The sequence below is a fragment of the uncultured Serinicoccus sp. genome, assembly GCF_947500995.1.
In the GTDB taxonomy this organism is placed as follows: Bacteria; Actinomycetota; Actinomycetes; order Actinomycetales; family Dermatophilaceae; genus Ornithinicoccus.
Map to the genome: position 1 here is coordinate 101,312 of NZ_CANMUA010000011.1, position 21,463 is coordinate 122,774.

Genomic DNA, 21,463 nt, shown 5'->3' on the forward strand with positions numbered 1-21,463 from the left:
CACCGCCGCCTACCTCCCGACGAGCTGCACGACGACCTCCGCGGCGGGCTCGACCACTCCGAGCAGCGGGCGGGGCAGCACCCCGATGAGCAGCGAGAGGGCGAGCAGCGGCGCGACCGCCCAGAGCTCGGGGGCACGCAGGTCGCCGAAGCCCCGCGAGGCGCCACGGGTCGGTCCGGTGAAGAGGCGTTGCAGCGCCCGCAGGAACAGCGCCGCGGTGATGAGGATGCCGACCAGCGCGACCGCCGTCACCGGGGCGACCGCGATGCTGCCGGCGAAGATCTGGAACTCGGCGATGAAGCCGGACAGGCCGGGCAGCCCGAGCGAGGCGAACGTGCCCACGGCGAAGAGCGTGGCCAGGCGTGGTGCGGTGCCGGCCAGCCCGCCGAAGGAGCCCAGGTCGTAGGTACCTGCGCGGTCCCAGACCACCCCCGCCATGAGGAACAGGGCGGCGGTGACGATGCCGTGGCTCACCATCTGGGTCACGGCGCCGGTGACCGCCACCGACCGCGCCTGCTCGCTGCCCTCGGCGACGATCCCGGCGGCACCGACGGCCAGGACGACATACCCCATGTGGTTGACCGAGGTGTAGGCGATCATCCGCTTGAGGTCGGTCTGGGCGAGCGCGACGAGCGCGCCGTAGACGACCGAGACGACCCCGACCACGACGACCACCCAGGCCCAGGCGCGCCAGGCCTCGGGGAGCATCGGCATCGCGATCCGGACGAAGCCGTAGGTGCCCATCTTGAGCAGCACACCGGCCAGGACGGCCGACCCGACCGCGGGGGCGTCGGTGTGCGCAGGGGGCAACCAGGTGTGGAACGGCACCGTCGGCGTCTTCACCGCCAGCCCCAGCAGGATGGCCGCGAGCACCAGGCCACCGGCCGTGGGCGACCCGTCGAGCGGGGTCTGCCGGGCCAGCTCGACCATGTCGAAGGTGTGCGGCTCGGCCGCGACGTAGAGACCGATGAAGCCGGCGAGCAGGGCCAGCGAGCCCAGGAAGGTGTAGAGGAAGAACTTCATCGCCGAGCGCCCTCGGTCCCCGTGGCCCCACCCGGCGATGACGAAGTACATCCCGACGATGGACAGGTCGAAGAAGAGGAAGAACAGGATGAGGTCGGCCGCGGCGAACAGCCCCAGGCTGACGCTCTGGAGGAAGAGGAAGAGCGCGGCCCGGGTCCGGGGGCGGTCGTCGTCGCGGAGCGCGAAGACCGCGCAGGCCAGGAACACCACCGCCGTCATCGCCATGAGCGGCAGCGACAGCCCGTCCACCCCCACGTGGTAGCTGCTGTCGACCCCCGGGATCCACGGCACCCGCTCCTCGAAGGCCAGCCGCCCCGGCCCCGGTGGCTCGTAGGCCAGCCACACCGCGGCGACGAGGGCCAGGTCGACGGCCGCGACCGCGACCCAGACCCACCGCGCGGCACCATCGCCGAGCCGAGGGAGGGCGACCAGGCCCACCGCGGCGAGCAGGGGCAGGAAGACGATCAGACTGAGCACAGTCACCTCACCATGAGCAGGAGCAGGACGCCGACCGCGAGGACCGCGACGGCCTGGACGTAGTAGTGGTGCAGCTGCCCGCTCTGGGGCCGTCGCGCCACCTGACCGAGCCGGCGGACGCGGGCGGCGAGTCCCTCGACCGCGCCGTCGACCCCTCGCTCGTCGGCCCGGGCGGCGACCCGGGCGAGCCGCGTGGTCCCGCGGGAGCCGGACTCGACGGCGCCGTCGAGCACCCGGTCGTCGAGCGCGGCCGCCCGGCGTGCCACGCCGACGGCACCGGCCGCGGCCGCCCCCACGGCACGGTCCAGCACCCGGTCGTCGAAGGACGCCAGGGCCCGGGCCAACGCCAGCGTGGGGCCGACGACCACGGCCCGGACGGCCAGCTCCAGACCGAGCCAGTGCCGCGCCCACCCGGGGCGGGGAGCGGGACGCCACCGGACGAGCGCGAGCACCGCGAGGGCGAGGGCCGCCGACACCCCCATCTCCACCAGACCGGGGTGCACGGGTTGCTCCCCGAGGGACCGGGCGAGGACGTCACCCACCGGGGGCAGCGCGAGCAGGCCCAGGGTCAGCGCCCCGAGAGCGAGCGCCAGCAGCGGCAGGGTCTCCAGCCGGCCGACGTGCCGGGTGCCCTCCTGCTCCTCGTCCAGATGCTGGACCACCCGTGCACGGTCCGCCGCGGGCACCCGTGCCCAGACGGTGAGCAGGATCCGGCCCGAGTAGGCGGCGGACAGGGCTGCCGCGGCCAGGCCCACGGCATACAGCCACGGCGACCGGGCCAGCGCCACGGCCAGCACCGCGTCCTTGGTCGCCCACAGGGCCAGGGGAGCCACGCCGGCGAGCGAGAGGGCCCCCACGGCGCTCGCCACGCCCACCAGCGGCCAGCGCCGGGCGGCCCCGCGCAGCCCGGTCAGCTGCTTGGTGCCCAGGGCGCTCAGCCAGGCCCCCGCGGCGAGGAAGAGCAACGCCTTGGTCGAGGCGTGCGCCACGAGGTGCGCCGCCCCACCGCCGACGGCGCCCAGCCCCGCGCCCATGACGACGAAGCCCAGCTGGGCCGCGGTGGAGGCCGCCAGGAGCTGCTTGAGGTCCTGCTGGGCCAGCGCCACGGCGCCCAGCAGCAGCGCGGTCGTGGCTCCGACCCAGGCGGCGGTCGGCCCGGCCCACCCCGTGGCGGCGAGCAGCGGCTCGGTGCGCAGCAGCAGGTAGCCGCCCATGGCCACCATGGCGGCCGAGTGCAGCAGCGCGCTGACCGGGCTGGGGCCCTCCATCGCCCGGGACAGCCAGAACGAGAACGGCAGCTGGGCGGCCTTGCCGAGGGCGGCGACGAGCACCCCGGCCGCGAGCACGTGCCGCCATCCCTCGCTCGCGGCGGGCAGGTCGGCGAGCGCCAGTCCACCGCCCCCGGCGAGGGCCGCCCCGGCGGCCAGGTAGAGGCCGACGTCCGCGGCCCGGGTCACGAGGAACGCCGTCGTGCCGGCGGAGACCCGGTGCTGCTCGTGCCACCAGAAGCCGATGAGCGCGAACGACGTGGCGCCCATGACCTCCCAGGCCAGGAGGAGCCCCGGCAGGGTCTGCGCGGTGGCGGTCAGCAGGGCGCCCGCGGCGAAGAGCAGCATGAGCCCGTGGAAGCGCGCCCGCGACCGCCCGATCTCGCCGGCCGAGAAGACCAGCACGAGCAGGGTGACGACCGCGACGGTCGGGACGACCAGCGCCGACAGGGCGTCGACGCCGAGGGCGAGGTCGGTGCCGACCATGAACGGCACCGACACCTGCGGCCCGCTGAGCGCCACGAGGAGAGCCAGGACGGCGGTCAGCGCCGCGGTGAGCAGGGAGACGGGCACGGCGACCCGCTCCGGGCGCATGACCACCAGGACCGCTCCGACGAGCGCGGGGAGCAGGACGAGGAGCCACAGGGCGGTCTGGGCGCTGCCGTGGCTCATCGGGACAGGTCCGTCGCCATGTCGGTCATGTCGGTCTGCCGGGCCCGGTGCAGCAGCACGGCGACGGCGAACCCCATGGCCATCTCCAGGGTCATGGCGGCGATGACGACCATGAGCAGGACCTGCCCGGTGGGGCCGGGGGCCAGGAACCACCAGCACGCGGCCGCCGCCAGGATCACGGCGTTGATCATCAGCTCCAGGCCCATCATGACCATGACCACCACCTGCTGGGAGATCGCGCCGTAGAGCCCGACGGAGAAGATCGCCGCGCTGATGAGCAGCGCCGCCTCCAGGGTCATCGGCCCACTCCTCCGGGCTGCGGGTCGTCCGGGGGGCGCTGCCGCAGGTCGTCGCCGAACCGGTCGTAGCGCGTGCGCGGCGCGGCCAGCACCACCCCGGCCACGATGGTGGCCACCATGACCGGGCTGATGACGGCCATGACGAGCATCTGCGGGCCCATGAGGGCCTCGCCGAGGGCCTCCGTGACCTCGGGTGGGGGGCTGCCCCGGCGGGCGGGCCAGTCCACGACGAGGATGCCGGCCGCCAGGAGGAGGAAGGTGAGGACCGCGGTCGCCACGGCGGTCCGGTTGCTGTGGACCATGCTCATCGGCATGAGGGCCGGGTTCATCCCCATGAACATCACCATGTAGACGGCCATGACCGCCATCTCCATGACCATCATGAGGATGACGACCACCCCGACGTAGCTCTGCTGCAGGAAGAGCACCTGCACACCGACCGCGACGAAGGACACGGCGAGGGCGTAGGTGGCGCGGGCCATCGAGTCCACGACGAAGACGGCGGCGCCGCTGAGGACCGCCACGACCCCGAGCGCCACGAAGGCGATGTCGACGAGCACCGTCAGGACCTCCATACCGTGACGACGGCGACGAGCAGGTCCTGCACCAGCGCCGCGGGGAGCAGCACGATCCAGCCGATCTCCATGAACAGGTCGGGGCGCAGGGCGGGGAGCCGCCGACGCACCCAGACCAGCAGCGCCAGCACGGCCAGCGTCTTGACCAGCGTCCAGGCCCAGTCGGGCAGCAGCGGCCCGGCCCCGCCCCCGAGGAACATCGGCACGGCGAAGGCCGCGCCGGCCGCGAGCAGGGCATACCGCCCCGTCTCGAGCACCAGGCGGTCCACCCCCGACAGCTCGGCCCGCACGCCGCCGGCGACGTCGGTGCCCAGCGCCGGCGCGAACGGGCCCCACACCGAGAAGCCCGCCACGCCCAGCAGGTAGACGAGGAACGCGACCGGCATCCAGGCCGCGAACCACAGCCCGTCCTGGGCGGCGGCGACGGCACCCACGTTCAGGCTGCCCGCGGCGATCGCCGGGGCGACGAGGGCGAACATCAGCGGCAGCTCGTAACCCAGGCCGTGGGCCAGGAACCGGTAGCCCCCGACCAGCGCGTGCGCCGAGTTGGCGCCCCAGCCGACCAGCCACACCAGGGCCCAAACCATAACGTCCATCGCGTTGAACCACACGACGCCCACCGCCAGGTCGGCGACCGTCCACCGCCCCAGCGGCACCACGGCGAGCATGAGGGCCGCCGCGACGAACAGCCCCGCCCCGCCGGTCCGCCAGAGCAGGGTGTCGGCCTGCACGGTGGTGCGGCGACGCTGCCGCAGCAACCGGGACGCCTCACCCAGGGGTCGGCCGGCTGCGCCCAGGGCACCACCCGCTGACGCGGAGCGCGCAGACAGCACCCCGTCGAAGGCGGCTGCGGCCAGGGCCAGGGCTCCGAGCACCGCGACCACGGCGACAGCCCAGGCGGGCGCCACCGTGACGACCGCCGGGCCTGCGGCCGCGGGGAGCGAGGTCAGGAGCGGCTCACCCACGGGTCGCCTCCGGACGCGGTGCCGGTGCGGCGCTCAGCCCGCCGAGGCCGAGACCGGCCAGCACCAGCCGCGCGGCCGCGAGGTCGAGACCGACGACCGGGTCCGCCAGGGCGTCGACCGGCACGGCCTGGCGGCCTCCGGGCGGCGCCGGCTCGTCGACGTCGTCCAGCAGGTGCAGCAGCCGGTCGTAGGCGTCGCCCCCGGCATCCTCCGGGAGCCCGAGACGGCGGACGTCGTCGGCGGTCAGCGGCCCCAGCCCTCGCAACGACCAGCGCAGCATCCGGGAGCGCCGCACCCGTCGCCGCAGCCGCGCCAGCCCGGGAGAGGCCGTCGGGCGGTCGGTGGTGGTCGGGCGGGCGTCGCCGGTCGCCGGCGCGTCGCGCACGCGTCGTGCGCACTCCGCGGCGTCCTCCCAGCCGGCGAGCGCCAGCACGGACACCACCCGGTCCAGCGCCCGGGTCCGCCGGTCGGCCGCGTCCCCGTCCTCGTGCTCTGCACCGAGGAGCTCCGCGCGGGCACCGGTGAGGACGTCACCCTGGAGGGAGCAGCGCAGCACCAGACCTGCCGGCCAGTGCGGCAGTACGGGGCCGAGCCGGACCGCCAGGACGTCCATCTCCAGCTCGTCCCGATCCTCGTCGCCCTCCGCCAGGGGGATGCCACCGGGGGACATCTCCATGTCGTGGCCGCCGTGGTCCGCGTGGTTTCCGTGGCCCTCGTGCCCGCTGGGTTCGTCCGAACCCTCGTCCCCGCCGTGGTCGGCGTGGTCGGAGTGGCTTTCGTGACCGCTGGGCTCGTCCTCCGCCTCCCGGCCGGCCAGCAGGTCCGGCGCCCCGGGCCGGTCGCGGGCGTCGCGCCGGTGGTGGTCGTCGTCGAGTAGCCCCGCGTGCGCGCCGGGGAGGGCGTCTGTCAGCTCGGAGCGGTTAAGCACGTCGATCCGTACCCGGGGGCCCGGCAGCTGCTCCCACACGAGGTCCACCGCCTCGGCCAGCCGGGGCCCCGGGGTCCCGCACACCACGAGCACGTCCGCGTCCGCCGGCGAGCACGCGAGCCGCCACCCCCGCTCGAGCACAGCCCGCTCGGTCGCCATGCGGAGCCCGTCCCACCCGGGCACCTCGACAACGAGAACGTGCGCGTGCCGGGCCGCTGACCGGGCCAGGACCTCCCTCAGACCCACCGGAACGCCCCCTCGCGCCAGGCCCAGACGACCGCGACGAGCAGGGCCCCGAGGAAGAGGAACATCTCGACCACGGCGGACCACCCGACCTGGGCCACGACGACGGCCCAGGGGTACATGAACAGCATCTCGACGTCGAAGGCGAGGAAGACGAGCGACGCGAGGTACCACCGCACGTGGTAGCGGGACAAGGCGTGCTGCTGGGGGACCCAGCCGGACTCGAACGGCAGCGTGCGCAGCGGGTCGGCGGTCACCGCGGTGGCCCGGTGCAGCGCGAACATCCCCGCCAACGCCACCAGGCAACTGATGGCCACGCCTATGAGAGCCAGATACATGAACTTCCCTAGAAGCCGTTCGATGGTGTTCTTGTGTCGTCCGTCTGCCGCGGCCCTGCCGCATCGACACTGCCCGACAGGTGGACACCACCAGACCTGAGTGGGTCACGTGCGGCTGTCGCAGACCGAAGAGGGGGCGTCCACCCTTCGGTCGGACGGCGACGGTCATAGCGCCGGGCGCGCCTCATGGCTTCTGCCCCGGCGGATGAGGCCGAGACCAGCCTCTGACCGCAGACCCGGGCAAGGTCTCGGCCTCCTTGGGAGAACGGCTCAGCGCCTGCCACTGACGGCGTAGTCGCCGGCATCGGACAGGGCGGTACGGACGCGCTCGGTGCCAAGTGCCTCTGTGCTCGCGACCCGGACCGAAGACTCGCCTCCCGGGACAACGTCCACCTGGACTGCTGAGACCTCATCCAGTGCCTCCAACTCCTCGGTGACCGAGGTAGCGCAGTGATGACAGGTCAGTCCGGTCACGAGGTAGGTGGTCTGCACCAGCGCTAGTGATCTCTCGGCCGACCCGGTCGCGCTCCCTGCCTCGGTGGCGCAGCAGGCGCACGACGTCGCTTCAGCGGTGGTGGGCCGCTCGCCGACCTGTGTCGACTGTGTCCGAGATGTACACATGAGGTCATCCTCCGTCGGGGTGAGGGGTGATGGTTCTGCTCGTGGCGTGCTGCAAAGTCGTGTGGCGCCGATGATACCCTACCGGGGTATGGGTTCAGACAGAACTGGCTGCACACGTGGTCCGCGGACGCCCGCTCTTCAGTCTCACGTGGAGATCGCCATCAGAACACTCTCGAGAACGACAAAGAAGCACCTCGGGACCGCGAAGTCGGCCACGATCGCTTTAGCTGCATCGTTGGTGCTGTCGGCCTGCTCCTCTGACATCACGCCCGCCTCTGAGCAGTCAGGTGCCTTTGGCGGAACGGCGGGCCAGAACGCCGGGGTCCTGGATCAACCCATCACCCACATCCACGGAGTCGCGCGCGACCCCATCACGCAGAGTGTCGTCATGGCCACCCACGAGGGCGCGTTCGAGCGCCGCGACGGCGGCTGGTACGGGCGGGGGGACGTCGTCGACCTCATGGGTTTCGCCATCGCTCCGGACGGCACGTGGTTCGCCTCCGGTCACCCAGGATTCGACACCGACCTGCCCCAGCCCGTCGGTCTCATCGCCTCGACAGACCGGGGCCAGACATGGCAGACGTTGTCGCGAGGGGGCGAGAGCGACTTCCACGTGCTGGCGGTAGGACCTGCGGGCGTTCTGGGCTTCGACGGAACGCTACGCGCCAGCGCAGACGGCACCCGTTGGGACGAAGCGTCGATCCCGGCGCCACCCGTGGATCTTGCCGTGAACAGAGCCACCGGTGCCGTGCTCGCCACCACCGAGCAAGGTCTGCTGCAATCCACCGATGACCTCGCGACCTGGGCCCCGCTAGATCCTCCGGAGAGCGTCGTGCTCGTCGACTGGGTGGACGAGGAGACCATCGTCGCAACGACGGCGGCGAACAGGGTGCTCCTCAGCCATGACGCGGGGCAGTCTTGGGAGGCTGGTTCGCCGCTCTCGGTGGAAGTGCAGGCCCTCGGTGCGCACCTCCTCCCCAGCGGCAAGACGGAGATCCTTGTCGCGACCCAGAACGGTGTGCTGAAGAGCCTCGACTTCGGATCCACATTCGTGCAAGTGCCGTAATTGGGGTAGCGCGTCCCGTTGAGCCTACCTCCGGACGTCAGCGTTCCTGGTCGGGGTCGGTGGTGTCCCCGCCGCTGCGGCGCAGCGCACGGACCTTGTCCCGGTCCTCCAGCTCCTTCTCCTCGTTCGTGCGGATCTTGGCGTCGTCCTCCTCGTTCGTGCGGATCTTGGCGTCGTCGCGCGGGGGCAGCTGGATATCCTCCTCGGCCTCGATGCCGGCGAAACGCCTATGTTTGGAGGATGTGCCCTGGTCAGCGCGCTATGGCTGGGAGTCTTGTAAATAGGTGGTTGAGGGTTCGAGTCCCTTCGCCAGCTCTGAGATCGCTTGTGCCGCAAGCGATCTGGGCTCTACAGTCTGCACTTCAGTCTGCTGTTCGCAAAACAGTAGCGTGGCCTGCCGTATGCCTGTGACCTGCGGCTTCGTGACTTCGCCATGACCGGGGGTGCCCCGGCCCCTTCGAGTCGCTGATGCACGTATGCTGCACGTCCGTCAGGACGCCCAGGTCCTCTAGGCCCAGGTGTCTCAGCTGCCCTCAGCCACGAACGGACACCGGGGCGGGCTCGGCTTGCGCAGCGATCACCCCGGCGACGGTGGGTGTTCACTCGTCGGTCCGCGCAGTGACCCGTATGACCCCGTGGGCGCCGCGCTCGGCGTCGGCCATGGCGTGGGAGACGAACGGGTAGGACCCCGCCTCGGGGAAGGTCAGCTCGACGAAGCCGCCCTGGGCGGCCATGAGGCCCAGGGTCTGTGCCCCTGCGTCCTCGGTCGGACCTTCGGGGCTCCCGAGACGCCAGGCCCCTTCGGCGTAGACGGTGTCGAACTGGCCGCCGACGACGTGGAAGGACGTCGAACGGTTCGGGCCAGCGTCCAGCACCCAGAGCCGCACGCGGTCTCCGACCACGGTGTCGAGAACGTGCTCGTCGTACTGGTTGGCGATGCCGTTGAAGGTGACGAAGCTTGGCCGGTCCGACGCGGCTGCCACGGCGTCGACCTCCGCCGCGGGCGCGCCGTCCTGGACAGTGGCGGGGGAGAGGTGCACCTCGGACTGGACGAGCAGGTACTCCCGGTCCACCGGTGGCAGGCCCTCGGGTGGGTCGATGATGACGGCGCCGTGCATGCCGGCCGAGATGTGGCTGGTCATGGGCATGGTCGAGCAGTGGTACATCCAGATCCCGGCCCGCTGTGCGGTGAAGTTATAGACCAGCGACTCCCCGGGTGGGATGGTGCGCATCGGCTCGTCAGGGGCCAAGGCCCCGGCGTGGAAGTCGATCGAGTGGCCCATCGTCCCGTCGTTGACCAGGGTAACCTCGAAGACGTCCCCCACCTTGCCGCGCAGCGTCGGACCCGGGACCCGACCGTTGAAGGTCCAGCGGAGCTGGGTGATGCCGGGGGCGACCTCGAGCTCCTCCTCGGTCGCCCTGAGGGTGAGCTGGTGCGTGGTGCCCGCCTTCGTCGTCACCGGCGGCAGAGCTGGGTCGACCGGGTCCGTCACCGGGGTCTGCGGGTCGAGGTGCATCGAGGCTGGGCCGTCGGTGTCGTTTCCCTCGGTGTCGTGGCCGGTGTGGTCCTCAGCGGCGACGGACACCTGGTCGTCCCCGGTCACCACGACGTCCAGGACCATCCCCATCTGCCGGTGGCCCACGATCGTGCACCAGCCCTGCGCCGGCTCACCGACGACACCCAGGTCGAGCGTGGCGGACTCGCCGGGGGACAGGCGGGGCGTGCGCTGGCCGAGGACCTGCAGGTCGTGCACGGTGGTCGGGTCGGTGTTGGTCAGCTCGACGACCAGACGATCACCGCGGGTCACCTCGATACGGGCGGGCTGGAAGCGCATGTCGACGGCGGCCACCTGGACGGTGGTGGTGGCGCCGGTGGGGGCGACCGCGACCGCCCGACCGGTCGACGTGCCCCCCGCCAGACCGGCTGCGGCAGGGTCGAGCGCGACGCCGACAGACACGGCGAGCACGAGCGCGGACACCGCAGCCACCAGCTGCCCGCCGGACCAGACTGACGGCATGCGGTCGGGCTCGCCGGCGGGGGCCCTCGGCGTGGGGGCCGCCCCGGCCGGGCGTTCTCCCCGGGCGCGGGCCGTCTCCACTTCTTTCTTCGCGCGCACCGCGGCGCGGATCCCGGCGAGCATCAGCGGGATGAAGGCGGCAAGGGCGAGTAGGACGAGCACGGACAGGATCACGCGCACGATGCTCGGGACGGGCAGCAGGCACAGGAGCAGGCCGGCGTTGACGACGACGAGCCGCGCGGTGCCCCATCGGTCGAACCACGCCTGCCCGGCGCGCACGACGGTCTTGCCGCCGCCGAGCACCGACGGGACCAGGTAGGACAGCGCTCCCGGCAGCAGCTGGGCGGCGAACCCGACGACGAGGATCGCGGTGGTGGGGCCGAAGCCGTCGGTGAACTCGGCCCATGTCTGCGTGGTCGAGAGCCGCACGAGGACGACCACGATGCCGGCCAGCCACCAGCCCAGCGACAGACCGACCGAGGCCGGGGCGAACTCGCGCGGGCGGGCGGTCCGAGCCGGCGCGAGGACCGCGGAGGCCCACCACGCCAGCGCCAGGGCGTACAGGCTCAGCGCGGCGACGGTGACCCACCGCAGGTCAGCCAGGGCACCGGCCACGAGCAGCGCGATCGCGCCGGCGAGTCCGGGCAGGGCCTGGTGCGCGCGCCGTTCCGCCTCGGGTCCGATGGGGGTGCGCAGCATCGTGGGCCACAGGGTGAGCAGGGTGCCGGTGACGGTGAGCCCGACCCAGCCGAGGACGTTGACGGTGATGTGCGCCAGCAGGAGGCGGCCGTGCGTCGTGTCGTCGAGACCCAGCGCGAGGGTGGCGCCCAGGGCGACGCCGACCGGCAGGCAGACGGCCGCGGCCAGGTAGTACCGCACGGTCACCCGGAACCGGCCCGGTAGCGCCGAGCGCAGTCGGCGGGAGAGCTGAACGCCGTGCCAGACGACGGCGGCGGTGACCATCGCGGCGCCCGTCGCGGTGACCCACCACTGGACCGTGGGCACGCCGACCAGGGTGGTCGTGGTGCCGACCAGGAGCAGGACCAGGCGGTGGTTCTGTCGGCGACGGTCGTCCAGGCCGGGTGCGGTCTTCAGCAGCGCCTGGCTGAAGTGGGTGCTCCACACCATGATCGAGTGCGTCAGGGCGCCGAGCAGCACCAGGTGCACCATGAGCCACCGGGAGCCGGGCACGAAGGGGTGCACCAGGGTCGTGATCACCGCGAGCACCATCCAGAGCACGCCGGGGTAGTCGCGCAGCGGCCACCTGCCCCGTGCGCCGCCCGGACGGGCGGGACCGGTCGGTCGCGGGGCGTCGGGGACGGCAGGGCTGGTCAGGGCAGGCATGCGGGCTCGTGTTCCTCGGTCGTTGGGGTGGGGGAGCGGTGGCGGGTATGGCGGGTGCGTGCGGCTCGGTGGCGCCGTGCGCCGGCCGAGGTGATGGCCGACACCGTGACGAAGAGCAGGACGGCTGCGACGTTGCCGATGAGCGCGGCGTGCCAGCCGGTCGTCGTGCCGACGGCCACCGTCAGGACCCGACCGAGCAGGGTGGTGTGCAGCAGGACCAGGGGGCCCCACATGAGCGTGGTGTAGGGCAGGCGCACCCGCAGCACGGCGGGCAGAATCACCGGGGCGTGGGCCAGGATCATCGACATCGCGAAGCCGAGGAAGGTGGCGTGGACCACGATGTCGTAGCCGGCGGCGGAGGACGCCGGCGACCCCGTGAGGACCAGGCCCAGTCCGGTGACGGCCAGCCACCCGTACCCCATGAGCAGCGCGGCCGCGGCGAAGCGTGGCAGGCCGGTCGAGCGGACCAGCCGGCGCGCCACGTCGTGACGCCCGAGCCAGGCGGTCAGGAGCAGCAGGGAGACCCCCAGCAGGCGCCCTCCGGTCGTGGGCCACAGCACGGCCGCGACGGCGGCGCCGCTCAGGCCTGTGGCGTGGGCGGTGAGGGTGGCCCGGGCAAGGGTCGGCATCGCCAGGCGGGCCAGCTCCACGCGCTCGGCGGCGATGGTCAGCACGACGAAGCCGGTCAGCAGAGGCATGACGGCTGCCACCTGGACGCGTGTGAGCAGCAGCGCGGCCGCGGCGGCGAGCACGGCGCCAAGAGCCTGCACGGCCACGAGCGGGTCGCCGTTACGCCGCCACAGCGCGAGGTAGACCACGACGAGCAGCAGCATGCCCTGCGCGAGCAGCAGCCGTCCGAGCAGCGGCTGGGGCAGCGTGACCAGGGCGAGGGCCCCGGCGCCCAGCAATGCAGGCGCGAGGAGGGACCAGGCCGCGCGTAGGGCGACGGCACGTTCGAGGGCGATGACGGTGCCGAGGAACCCGAGCACCATGAGCGGCCCGTGCAGGACCGCGAGCCGCGCGCTGCCGACGGGGGCGGGCAGACCGGCCAGGGTGAGTGCGGCGTCCAAGCCGCCCAGCAGGGCCAGTCCGCCGCCGGCGATGAGCAGCGGGGCCCAGCGCGGACTGCGGCCGGCGGGGCCCGCGCTGCTACTCATCCTCGGCCCGGTGCCTGTCCTGGGGCCCCGGACGCGGGTGCCAGGGCCGGTGTCACCTCGTCCACCTCAGCCCAGTCGGGAGAGTCCAGCGCGATCGCCGCAGCGGGGAACAGGCCGTTGTCCTCCCTGTCGATGTGGTGACGCAGGTCGTGCAGGAAGGTGTCGACGAGCACGGGGTCGACGTCCGCGCCGGCCCGCCGGATCGCCTCGAGCTGGGCATCGAGCGTGGTGTGCTCCGAGCAGAGGCTCTCGATGTGGTCGGTGAACTGCTCCTGGCGGCGCAGTACGGCGAACAGCCCGGTCTCCTCGTCGCGGGTGTGCGGGTGTAGCAGCGCCTCGACCCGGTCGACGGCCGCCACGACTTGCGGGGTACTGCCGCCCTCGCACGCCCGGCGCAGCTCACCGGAGGCGTTGATGATGTCGGTGTGCTCGGCCATGAACCGGCCGATGACCCCGATCGACTCACAGCCGCAGTAGGTGCACATCTCAGGCGGCGCGGGTGAACCGCAACGTCCAGGCCTCGGGGCCGCGGACCTGGTAGTCCCAGCTGATGGCCTCGCCTTCGCGGTCGGCGATCTGGGCGAGCAGCGGCAGGGGGTCGTGCGGGGCGACGAGGTCCATCTGCTGTCCCGGACGGAGCCCGGACAGGGCGCCGAAGATGGTCGCGTGGCGGATCGCGTGGGGGATCTCGCGGGCGTCGAGCGCGGGCACGCCCTCGTCGGTGCAGCCGCAGCCGCAGCCGCCCTCGCGGACCTGGGTGAGGGGGAGCTCGGTGTGGGTCATGGGGTCCTCCGGTGTTCGTCGTGGACGGTGGTGGGAAGGTGGCAGGCAGCCGGTCAGCCGGGCTTGGGGGCGCCCGGGCGGGCGTAGCGCATCCAGGTGATGGCCACGCACATCACGGCCCAGGCGATGCCGATCAGGTAGAAGAGGGTCGGGCTCATGATCGTCAGGCCGACGCCGAAGAGGAACGGGCCGAAGGCGGCGATCGCGGCCGTCCACCCGATGACACCGCCGGCCTGCCGGCGTTCGAAGATCATGGGCATCTGCTTGAACGTCGAGGCGTTGCCGATGCCGGCGAAGAGGAAGATCGCGAGCATGCCGAGGAGGAAGTGCCGGAAGTCTCTGCTCAGCGCCTCGGCGGAGCTGGTGTCCGGGGTCAGCGCCGGGATGGTCACGGCGATCGAGGCGATGAGTCCCAGCCCGGAGATGAGGGTCCAGATGGCGCCGCCCATCCGGTCGGTGAGCGGGGAGAACAGCACCCTGGCGCCGGCGCCGATGAGGGGGCCGAGGAAGACGAAGGCGACCACGTCGGGCACGTCATACCCGGGGATGAGCATCTGTGCGTCCGGGCCGGAGCCGCTGACGATCTGTTCGTTGCCGATGCCGTAGAGGTTGGCCATGAGCAGCCCGAACTGTGCCGAGAGCCCGGAGAAGGTGCCGAAGGTCATGATGTAGAGCACCGTCATCCACCAGGTGTCCTGGTTGGAGAAGATGTCGAACTGCTGGCGGATGTTGGCCTTGACCGGGACCGACTTGAGCATCGTCCAGGCGAGCACGGCGCCGACGACCATGAGCGGGATCCAGACGAACGCCGCGTTCTGGTACCAGACCTGCTGGGCCTGCTGGCCCGGCATCTGCAGCTGCTGGCTGCTGCCGAAGAGCGCCAGGGCACCCAGAGCGATGAGGTAGGGCGTCAGCAGCTGGACCAGCGAGACGCCGAAGTTGCCGATCCCGGCCTGCAGGCCGAGCGCGGTGCCCTGCTTCCTCTTCGGGAAGAAGTAGGAGGTCGAGGGCATGAAGCCGGAGAAGGCTCCGCCGCCGATGCCGGCGAGGAAGGCGAGGACCATCAGCTCCCAGTAGGGGGCGGTCGGTGCCTGCACGCGCACGCCCCAGCCGAGGGTGGAGGCGATCAGCAGCAGGGTGGTGAGGCTGACCATCTTGCGGGTGCCCAGCATCGGGGGGAGCACCATCCACACCAGGCGGAACAGTCCGGCGGACAGGCCGGGCATGGCGGCCATCCAGTACAGCTGGCTCTTGGTGAACTCATACCCCAGCGCGTTGAGCTTGGGGATGATCGCGCTGGGCAGGAACCAGGCCACGAAGGCGAGCGTCAGGCAGAAGGTGGTGATCCACAGGGTCCGCCAGGCCAGACCCTGGTCCCAGGTCTGCTCGTTCTCCGGGTCCCAGGACTGCAGCCACTCCCCTCCGGTGTGGCGGTCGTCGACGGTGCTCATGCGCGGGTCTCCTCAAAGGTGGTGCCGTGGGTGGAGCCGGCCAGGATGCCGGCGGGGGCGGGCTGGGGGCCCTGTGTCGGGACCTCGATGTCGGCGGACACCTCGGGCGAGCGCTCGTGCAGCATCCGCACGACCGTCAGGTGCATCCACACCAGGCAGAGGGCGGTGAGCAGGAAGATGACGAAGAAGGTGGACGTGGGGAAGCCGGACCAGGCCGTGGTGTAGGCGAACAGCGGCGGGAGGAAGAAGCCACCCAGGCCGCCGAGCATGCCCACGAGGCCGCCGACCGGGCCCACGTTGCCGGGGAAGTACTCGGGGATGTGCTTGTAGACCGCGGCCTTGCCCACGCCCATGGCGCAGCCGAGCAGGAACAGCAGGAGGGTGAAGGGCACGATGTGCATCGCGTAGCCCAGGTGCTCCGACTGCGTCCCGTCCGCGTGGTTGATGACGACGTGCCCGTTGGGCATCATGAGGACGCCCGAGGTGGCCAGCATGACGAAGAAGGTGCCGTACATCGCCCGCCGTGCGCCCCAGCGGTCGGAGAACCAGCCGCCGACGGGCCGCAGCAGGGAGGCGGGGAAGATGAACACCGCGGTGAGCAGGCCGGCTGCGGCCAGGGAGACGCCGTAGTTGTTCATGTAGTAGAGCGGCATCCACGCGGACAGCGCGACGTAGGCGCCGAACACGGCGACGTAGTAGAGGCTGAACCGCCACACCCGCACCTGCGACAGCGGCGCGAGCATCTCGCCCAGGGGCCTGCTGGCCCCGGGCATCCGGTCCTGGGAGGGGGTGAGCAGCCAGAGCGTTGCCGCCATGACCAGCAGCAGGACGGCGTAGACGACGGGGATGAGCCGCCAGCCGCCCTGCAGGCCCAGGACCACCGTGGTGCCGGCGGTGGCCGCGATGATCGGGGGGCCGATGAACTTGGTTACCGACGCGCCGACGTTGCCGGCGCCGAAGAGCCCGAGAGCGAACCCCTGCCGCTCGCGCGGCGCCCAGGCGGCGTTCCAGGCGATGCCCACGCTGAACGCGTTGCCGGCGAAGCCGACGAGGAACGCCAGCACCAACAGCATCGCGTAGCTCTCGGCGAGGCTGACCAGGAAGGCCGGCACCGCGGTGACCGCGAGCATCGCGGTCATCACCTTGCGTCCGCCGATCCGGTCGGCCAGCATGCCCGCCGGCAGGCGCCACATCGCCCCGTTGAGCACGGCCAGCGCGCTGACCCAGGAGAGCTGGGTGTCGGTGAGCCCGAACTCCTCCTGGATGGGCTTGCCCAGGATCCCGAACATGAGCCACACGGCGAACATCAGCGTGAACGCCACCGTGGACGTCCACATGACCCGGTTGGCACCAGAGGGCGAGGCCGACACCGGGTCGGCCACGGGAGCAGTGATGCTCATCGGCTCTCCTTATTTGAAGGATCGGAATCATCTAAATACTGTCCGGGGCCGATCCTACACCGCGTAGGAGGCGGACACACGCCATCGGGACTGTGGCGTACGCTACATCGAATTCAAGCACGACGAGGTGTCGTAATACGGGACTCACCTGCGGCTTTGCTCGTGTTCGCCCAGTCGAAGGTCCTGATTGCGCAGGGCGTGACGCGTGGCTTAGATTGAGCGGGAAGTGTCCACTAAAAGGAGTCCACGATGTCCGGTACCGAGCCCACCGGGCCCACGCGCGGGGCGGACTCGCTGATGGCGTCTGCCGTCCGGCGCTCGATCGTCGAGCAGCTGCGGGCACTGCCACGGCTGGCGGTGTCCGGCCGCCCTACCCGTGACACCGGCCTCACTGCTGCCGAGCTCGGTGAGGAGCTGGGGCTGCACAGCACGACGGTGCGCTTCCACCTCGACCAGCTGGTCGGCGGAGGTCTGGTGCAGTCCCATGTCGTGCGCAGCGGTGGCGCGGGCCGTCCGGCCAAACGGTATGTGGCCTCCGCCGTGGCGCAGGCCGCACCGGAGCCAGCGGTCGAGGGCCCGTTCCAGGTCCTGGCGACCGTGCTGGCCAGCGCGCTGGACCCCACCCAGGGCGAGAGCCCGACCCCTGAGGAGGCGGGGGCCCAGTGGGTGCGTCGACGGCTGGGGGCCGACGGGAGGGAGCCGCTGGCCGAACCCGCCCGCACCACCGGTGAGTGGGTGGGCAAGGTGGGGGCTGTGGTGGACCTGCTTCAGGAGTGGGGCTACACCCCCGATCTCGAGATGTCTGGCCGGCAGGGCGACGTGCGCATCACGCTGCGCGACTGTCCCTTCCTCGACCTGGCCCGGGAGAGCCCGGAGGTCGTGTGCGGAGTGCACCGGGGGCTGCTGAGGGGTGCCCTGGAGGTGGCCGGCGAGGACGCGGCGGGCGTCAGCCTCCGTCCGTTCGTGGCCCCCGCCACCTGCCATGCGCTGCTGCTGCGCGACCGTATACCGCCAGGCGAGCCCATCGAGCCCGGACCCGCGCGCTGGGGGTCCTCTCAGCACGCCGCCTGGGCGAACGATCCCGAGACCCCGACCGACACCCCCGCCACGACACCAGGAGACCCCGCATGAGCGACACCACCTCTGCCCGCCTCGACGGCCCGCTCAGCGACGCCCTGGTCGGGACCCGCCGGTTCTTCACCCGGGGGCGGGTCTCGAAGGACCGGCGGACGCTGAGTCTGGAGGGCGGCCGCAGCGGCGACTCCTTCTACCGTGACCGCTGGAGCCACGACAAGGTGGTCCGTTCCACGCACGGCGTCAACTGCACGGGCTCGTGCTCATGGAAGGTCTACGTCAAGGACGGGATCATCACCTGGGAGGCCCAGCAGACCGACTACCCCTCGACCGGCGCGGACAAGCCGGAGTACGAGCCGCGCGGCTGCCCCCGCGGGGCGGCCTTCTCCTGGTACACCTACAGCCCGACCCGGGTGCGCTACCCCTACGTGCGCGGCACCCTGCTGGAGATGTTCCGAGCCGCCCGCCAGCAGTACGGCGACCCGGTGCTGGCGTGGGCCTCGATCGTCCAGGACGAGGAGAAGGCACGGGCCTACAAGACGGCGCGCGGCAAGGGCGGCCTGGTGCGGGCCAGCTGGGAGGACGTCGTCGACCTCGTCGCGGCCGCGCACGTCTACACCGTCAAGCGGTTCGGCCCCGACCGTATCGCCGGCTTCTCACCCATCCCGGCCATGTCCCCGGTGTCCTACGCCTCCGGTGCCCGGTTCCACGAGCTCATCGGCGCGCCGATGCTCTCCTTCTACGACTGGTACGCCGACCTGCCCAACGCCTCCCCGCAGATGTTCGGCGACCAGACCGACGTCCCCGAGTCCGGCGACTGGTGGGACGCCGGATACCTCATCATGTGGGGCTCCAACGTCCCATTGACCCGCACCCCCGACGCGCACTGGATGGTCGAGGCGCGCTACCGCGGCCAGAAGGTCATCGCGGTCGCGCCGGACTACGCCGACAACGTCAAGTTCGCCGACGAGTGGGTCGCCTCCGCCCCGGGCACCGACGGTGCGCTGGCGATGGGTATGGGGCACGTCGTCCTGCGCGAGTTCTTCGTGGACCGCCAGGTCGACTTCTTCACCGACTACAACCAGCGCTTCACCGACCTGCCCTATCTCGTGACGCTCGACGACGCCGGTGACGGTAGCTACCGTCCGGGCAAGTTCCTCGTCGCCGGCGATCTGGCGGACCACCCCGAGGCGGGCAGCGAGAACGCCATGTGGAAGCCGGCCGTCCTCGACGGCGCGACCGGTGAGGTCGCGATCCCGAACGGGTCGATCGGCCACCGCTTCGGCGAGGAGGGCGAAGGCCGCTGGAACCTCGACCTCGGCGACATCCGCCCGGTGCTCTCGCTCTACGGCGGCACCGCGGAGGCGGTCGAGGTCGCGCTGCCACGTTTCGACAACCTCGAGGGCCACCAGGTGCTGGAGCGCCGCGGCGTGCCGGTCCGCCGGGTCGGAGACCGGCTGGTCACCACGGTCATGGACCTCCTGCTCGCCCAGTACGGCGTGGGCCGCGACGGGCTGCCCGGCACCTGGCCGTCCGGCTACGACGACCCCTCGGCCCCAGCCACCCCCGCCTGGGCCGCCGAGATAACCGGCGTCCCGGCCGAGCAGATCATCCGCATCGGCCGCGAGTGGGCGCAGAACGCCATCGACACGCAGGGTCGCGGGATGATCCTCATGGGCGCCGGCATCAACCACTGGTACCACTCCGACCAGATCTACCGGGCCCTGCTGGTGCTGACCTCGATCACCGGCTGCCAGGGCCGCAACGGCGGTGGTTGGGCGCACTACGTCGGCCAGGAGAAGGTCCGCCCGATCATGGGCTTCCAGCACCTTGCCTTCGCGTTGGACTGGGTGCGCCCACCGCGACACATGAACCAGACCGCGTACTGGTACGTCCACACCAGCCAGTACCGCTACGACACCTTCGACGCCGACGCGGTCAACGGCTCGACCGGCGCCTTCACCGGCAGGTCCACGATGGACCTGCTCGCCCAGGCGGTCCGGCTGGGCTGGGTCCCGTCCTACCCGCAGTTCGACCGGAGCTCACTGCAGGTCGCCGACGAGGCCGCCGAGGCCGGCATGGCCGCCGCAGACTACGTGGCCAGCCGCCTCAAGGACGGCACGCTGCGGTTCGCGGTGGAGGACCCGGAGCACCCGGACAACTACCCCCGGGTCCTGTCGCTGTGGCGCTCCAACCTGCTCGGCTCCTCGGCCAAGGGCAACGAGTACTTCCTCAAGCACCTGCTGGGGACCGACCATGCGGTGAAGGCGACGCAGGCCTCAACAGAGCACCGGCCGCAGGACGTGGCCTGGCCCGAGCAGGCCGGCGAGGGCAAGCTCGACCTGCTGCTGACCCTCGACTTCCGGATGACCAGCTCCACGTTGTTCTCGGACGTGGTGCTGCCGGCCGCGACCTGGTACGAGAAGCACGACATCAACACCACCGACATGCACCCCTTCATCCACTCCTTCAACCCGGCCATCGCCCCGCCGTGGCAGGCCAAGAGCGACTGGGAGGCGTGGAAGGCCATCGCCAGGCGGTTCTCCGAGCTGGCGGTCGAGCACCTGGGCACCCGCAAGGACGTCGTCACCAAACCGCTGTGGCACGACACCCCGGAGGCGATGGCGACCGTGCACGGCCGGGTCCAGGACTGGCGCACCGGCGAGGTCGAGCCGGTCCCGGGACGCACCATGCCGGTGGTCGCCGAGGTCGAGCGCGACTACACGACCGTCTACGACAAGATGACCTCGATCGGCCCGCTGCTGGAGAAGGTCGGCATGCTGACCAAGGGCGTGAAGTACGAGGTCGACCGCGAGATCGACATCCTGCGCCGACGCAACGGCACCGTCCGCGGTGGCGTGGCGGACGGGCAACCGAGGATCGAGACCGACATCCAGGTCGCCGATGCGATCATGCACCTGTCCGGGGTCAGCAACGGCCACCTGGCGACGCAGGGGTTCCGGTTCCTGGAGAAGCGGACCGGCACCCAGCTGCACGACCTGTCGGCCGAGCACGAGGGCAAGCAGATCACCTTCGCCGACACCCAGGCCGCGCCGGTGCCGGTCATCACCTCCCCGGAGTGGTCCGGCTCGGAGAGCGGTGGGCGGCGCTACGCACCGTTCACGATCAACATCGAGCGCTCCAAACCGTTCCACACCCTGACCGGGCGGCAGCACTTCTACCTCGACCACGACTGGGTGCAGGGGATGGGTGAGTCCCTGCCGACCTACCGTCCCCCGCTGAACATGACCACGCTCTTCGGCGAGGACCCCGTCGGTCGGCAGAGCGAGCACGAGGGCGCGGTCGCGGTTGCGGTCCGCTACCTGACCCCGCACAGCAAGTGGTCGATCCACAGCGAGTACCAGGACAACCTGTTCATGCTCTCGCTCTCCCGGGGCGGGCAGACGATCTGGATGTCCGACGTGGATGCCGCCAAGATCGGCGTGCGCGACAACGACTGGATCGAGGCGGTCAACCGCAACGGCGTCGTCGCCTGCCGGGCGATCGTCAGCCACCGGATGCCCGAGGGCACGGTCTTCATGCACCACGCCCAGGACCGGCTCATCGACGTCCCGCTGACCGAGACCGACGGTAAGCGCGGCGGCATCCACAACAGTCTCACCCGGATCCTGCTCAAGCCGAGCCACATGGTCGGCGGCTATGCCCAGTTCTGCTACTTCTTCAACTACATCGGGCCGATCGGCAGCAACCGTGACGAGGTCACGGTGATCCGCCGGCGCACCGCTCCGGTGACCTACTGA

17 protein-coding genes are annotated in these 21,463 nt (G+C 71.5%); 3 read left to right on the forward strand and 14 right to left on the reverse strand.

Translation table 11 applies throughout. The features are described from left to right. Positions 1-9: 9 nt before the first annotated feature. The 8 genes from Q0967_RS16215 to Q0967_RS16250 all read right to left on the reverse strand — a co-directional run bounded on the left by Q0967_RS16215 (position 10) and on the right by Q0967_RS16250 (position 7,409). Entirely contained in the window at positions 10-1,506 is a 1,497-nt protein-coding gene (locus Q0967_RS16215; RefSeq protein ID WP_298752561.1) for a NuoM family protein, read from the reverse strand. Further along, entirely contained in the window at positions 1,503-3,440 is a 1,938-nt protein-coding gene (locus tag Q0967_RS16220; RefSeq protein WP_298752563.1) for a proton-conducting transporter membrane subunit, read from the reverse strand. The genes Q0967_RS16215 and Q0967_RS16220 overlap by 4 nt, the downstream gene beginning before the upstream one ends. Further along, a complete protein-coding gene (locus Q0967_RS16225; RefSeq protein WP_130012026.1) occupies positions 3,437-3,739 on the reverse strand; it encodes an NADH-quinone oxidoreductase subunit K in 303 nt (100 codons plus the stop codon). Before Q0967_RS16225 ends, Q0967_RS16220 begins: the two co-directional genes overlap by 4 nt. After that, positions 3,736-4,314 (reverse strand): NADH-quinone oxidoreductase subunit J, encoded by a 579-nt coding sequence (locus tag Q0967_RS16230; RefSeq protein WP_238148805.1) that lies wholly within the window; start codon positions 4,312-4,314, stop codon positions 3,736-3,738. The genes Q0967_RS16225 and Q0967_RS16230 overlap by 4 nt, the downstream gene beginning before the upstream one ends. Further along, positions 4,302-5,279 (reverse strand): complex I subunit 1 family protein, encoded by a 978-nt coding sequence (locus Q0967_RS16235; protein ID WP_298752571.1) that lies wholly within the window; start codon positions 5,277-5,279, stop codon positions 4,302-4,304. The genes Q0967_RS16230 and Q0967_RS16235 overlap by 13 nt, the downstream gene beginning before the upstream one ends. Next, a complete protein-coding gene (locus tag Q0967_RS16240; RefSeq protein ID WP_298752573.1) occupies positions 5,272-6,366 on the reverse strand; it encodes a hypothetical protein in 1,095 nt (364 codons plus the stop codon). Before Q0967_RS16240 ends, Q0967_RS16235 begins: the two co-directional genes overlap by 8 nt. Positions 6,367-6,443: 77 nt before the next feature. Beyond that, positions 6,444-6,788: an NADH-quinone oxidoreductase subunit A gene (locus tag Q0967_RS16245; protein ID WP_298752576.1), complete on the reverse strand. Its 345-nt coding sequence runs from the start codon at positions 6,786-6,788 to the stop codon at positions 6,444-6,446. Between the two features lie 270 nt (positions 6,789-7,058). After that, a complete protein-coding gene (locus Q0967_RS16250; RefSeq protein WP_298752578.1) occupies positions 7,059-7,409 on the reverse strand; it encodes a heavy-metal-associated domain-containing protein in 351 nt (116 codons plus the stop codon). Positions 7,410-7,557: 148 nt separating this feature from the next. On the opposite strand from Q0967_RS16250, the gene Q0967_RS16255 reads away from it, so the two are divergent. Beyond that, a complete protein-coding gene (locus tag Q0967_RS16255) occupies positions 7,558-8,475 on the forward strand; it encodes a F510_1955 family glycosylhydrolase (RefSeq protein WP_298752580.1) in 918 nt (305 codons plus the stop codon). Between the two features lie 599 nt (positions 8,476-9,074). Here the strand turns inward: Q0967_RS16255 and Q0967_RS16260 are convergent. From Q0967_RS16260 to Q0967_RS16285, 6 genes are read right to left on the reverse strand one after another with little or no spacing between them, the layout of a single operon-like run. Then, the gene (locus Q0967_RS16260) at positions 9,075-11,837 is read right to left on the reverse strand and encodes a multicopper oxidase domain-containing protein (RefSeq protein WP_299451126.1); all 2,763 of its coding nucleotides are present in this window, start codon (positions 11,835-11,837) and stop codon (positions 9,075-9,077) included. Next, a complete protein-coding gene (locus Q0967_RS16265) occupies positions 11,825-12,994 on the reverse strand; it encodes a hypothetical protein (RefSeq protein ID WP_298752907.1) in 1,170 nt (389 codons plus the stop codon). The genes Q0967_RS16260 and Q0967_RS16265 overlap by 13 nt, the downstream gene beginning before the upstream one ends. Continuing rightward, positions 12,991-13,431 (reverse strand): hemerythrin domain-containing protein, encoded by a 441-nt coding sequence (locus Q0967_RS16270; protein WP_298752904.1) that lies wholly within the window; start codon positions 13,429-13,431, stop codon positions 12,991-12,993. Before Q0967_RS16270 ends, Q0967_RS16265 begins: the two co-directional genes overlap by 4 nt. Positions 13,432-13,480: 49 nt before the next feature. After that, the gene (locus tag Q0967_RS16275) at positions 13,481-13,777 is read right to left on the reverse strand and encodes a DUF2249 domain-containing protein (RefSeq protein ID WP_298752902.1); all 297 of its coding nucleotides are present in this window, start codon (positions 13,775-13,777) and stop codon (positions 13,481-13,483) included. Positions 13,778-13,830: 53 nt separating this feature from the next. After that, the gene (locus Q0967_RS16280; RefSeq protein ID WP_298752900.1) at positions 13,831-15,228 is read right to left on the reverse strand and encodes an MFS transporter; all 1,398 of its coding nucleotides are present in this window, start codon (positions 15,226-15,228) and stop codon (positions 13,831-13,833) included. After that, positions 15,225-16,628 (reverse strand): nitrate/nitrite transporter, encoded by a 1,404-nt coding sequence (locus Q0967_RS16285; protein ID WP_298752897.1) that lies wholly within the window; start codon positions 16,626-16,628, stop codon positions 15,225-15,227. The genes Q0967_RS16280 and Q0967_RS16285 overlap by 4 nt, the downstream gene beginning before the upstream one ends. Before the next feature lie 249 nt (positions 16,629-16,877). Here Q0967_RS16285 and Q0967_RS16290 point away from each other — a divergent pair, with 249 nt between their 5' ends. Together Q0967_RS16290 and Q0967_RS16295 are read left to right on the forward strand one after the other, a co-directional pair. After that, positions 16,878-17,759 carry a metalloregulator ArsR/SmtB family transcription factor gene (locus tag Q0967_RS16290; RefSeq protein WP_298752895.1) on the forward strand — a complete coding sequence of 294 codons (882 nt, stop codon included), beginning with the start codon at positions 16,878-16,880 and terminating at the stop codon, positions 17,757-17,759. Further along, positions 17,756-21,463 (forward strand): nitrate reductase subunit alpha, encoded by a 3,708-nt coding sequence (locus tag Q0967_RS16295; protein ID WP_298752893.1) that lies wholly within the window; start codon positions 17,756-17,758, stop codon positions 21,461-21,463. Before Q0967_RS16290 ends, Q0967_RS16295 begins: the two co-directional genes overlap by 4 nt.

What these genes read in the sequence shown, in the direction of transcription:
- Q0967_RS16245 (WP_298752576.1), bottom strand. Translation starts at nt 6,788, where the DNA reads ATGTATCTGGCTCTCATAGGCGTGGCCATCAGTTGCCTGGTGGCGTTG.
- Q0967_RS16265 (WP_298752907.1), bottom strand. Translation starts at nt 12,994, where the DNA reads ATGAGTAGCAGCGCGGGCCCCGCCGGCCGCAGTCCGCGCTGGGCCCCG.
- Q0967_RS16280 (WP_298752900.1), bottom strand. Translation starts at nt 15,228, where the DNA reads ATGAGCACCGTCGACGACCGCCACACCGGAGGGGAGTGGCTGCAGTCC.
- Q0967_RS16230 (WP_238148805.1), bottom strand. Translation starts at nt 4,314, where the DNA reads ATGGAGGTCCTGACGGTGCTCGTCGACATCGCCTTCGTGGCGCTCGGG.
- Q0967_RS16225 (WP_130012026.1), bottom strand. Translation starts at nt 3,739, where the DNA reads ATGACCCTGGAGGCGGCGCTGCTCATCAGCGCGGCGATCTTCTCCGTC.
- Q0967_RS16250 (WP_298752578.1), bottom strand. Translation starts at nt 7,409, where the DNA reads ATGTGTACATCTCGGACACAGTCGACACAGGTCGGCGAGCGGCCCACC.
- Q0967_RS16275 (WP_298752902.1), bottom strand. Translation starts at nt 13,777, where the DNA reads ATGACCCACACCGAGCTCCCCCTCACCCAGGTCCGCGAGGGCGGCTGC.
- Q0967_RS16295 (WP_298752893.1), top strand. Translation starts at nt 17,756, where the DNA reads ATGAGCGACACCACCTCTGCCCGCCTCGACGGCCCGCTCAGCGACGCC.
- Q0967_RS16240 (WP_298752573.1), bottom strand. Translation starts at nt 6,366, where the DNA reads ATGGCGACCGAGCGGGCTGTGCTCGAGCGGGGGTGGCGGCTCGCGTGC.
- Q0967_RS16290 (WP_298752895.1), top strand. Translation starts at nt 16,878, where the DNA reads ATGTCCGGTACCGAGCCCACCGGGCCCACGCGCGGGGCGGACTCGCTG.
- Q0967_RS16260 (WP_299451126.1), bottom strand. Translation starts at nt 11,837, where the DNA reads ATGCCTGCCCTGACCAGCCCTGCCGTCCCCGACGCCCCGCGACCGACC.
- Q0967_RS16220 (WP_298752563.1), bottom strand. Translation starts at nt 3,440, where the DNA reads ATGAGCCACGGCAGCGCCCAGACCGCCCTGTGGCTCCTCGTCCTGCTC.
- Q0967_RS16270 (WP_298752904.1), bottom strand. Translation starts at nt 13,431, where the DNA reads ATGGCCGAGCACACCGACATCATCAACGCCTCCGGTGAGCTGCGCCGG.
- Q0967_RS16285 (WP_298752897.1), bottom strand. Translation starts at nt 16,628, where the DNA reads ATGAGCATCACTGCTCCCGTGGCCGACCCGGTGTCGGCCTCGCCCTCT.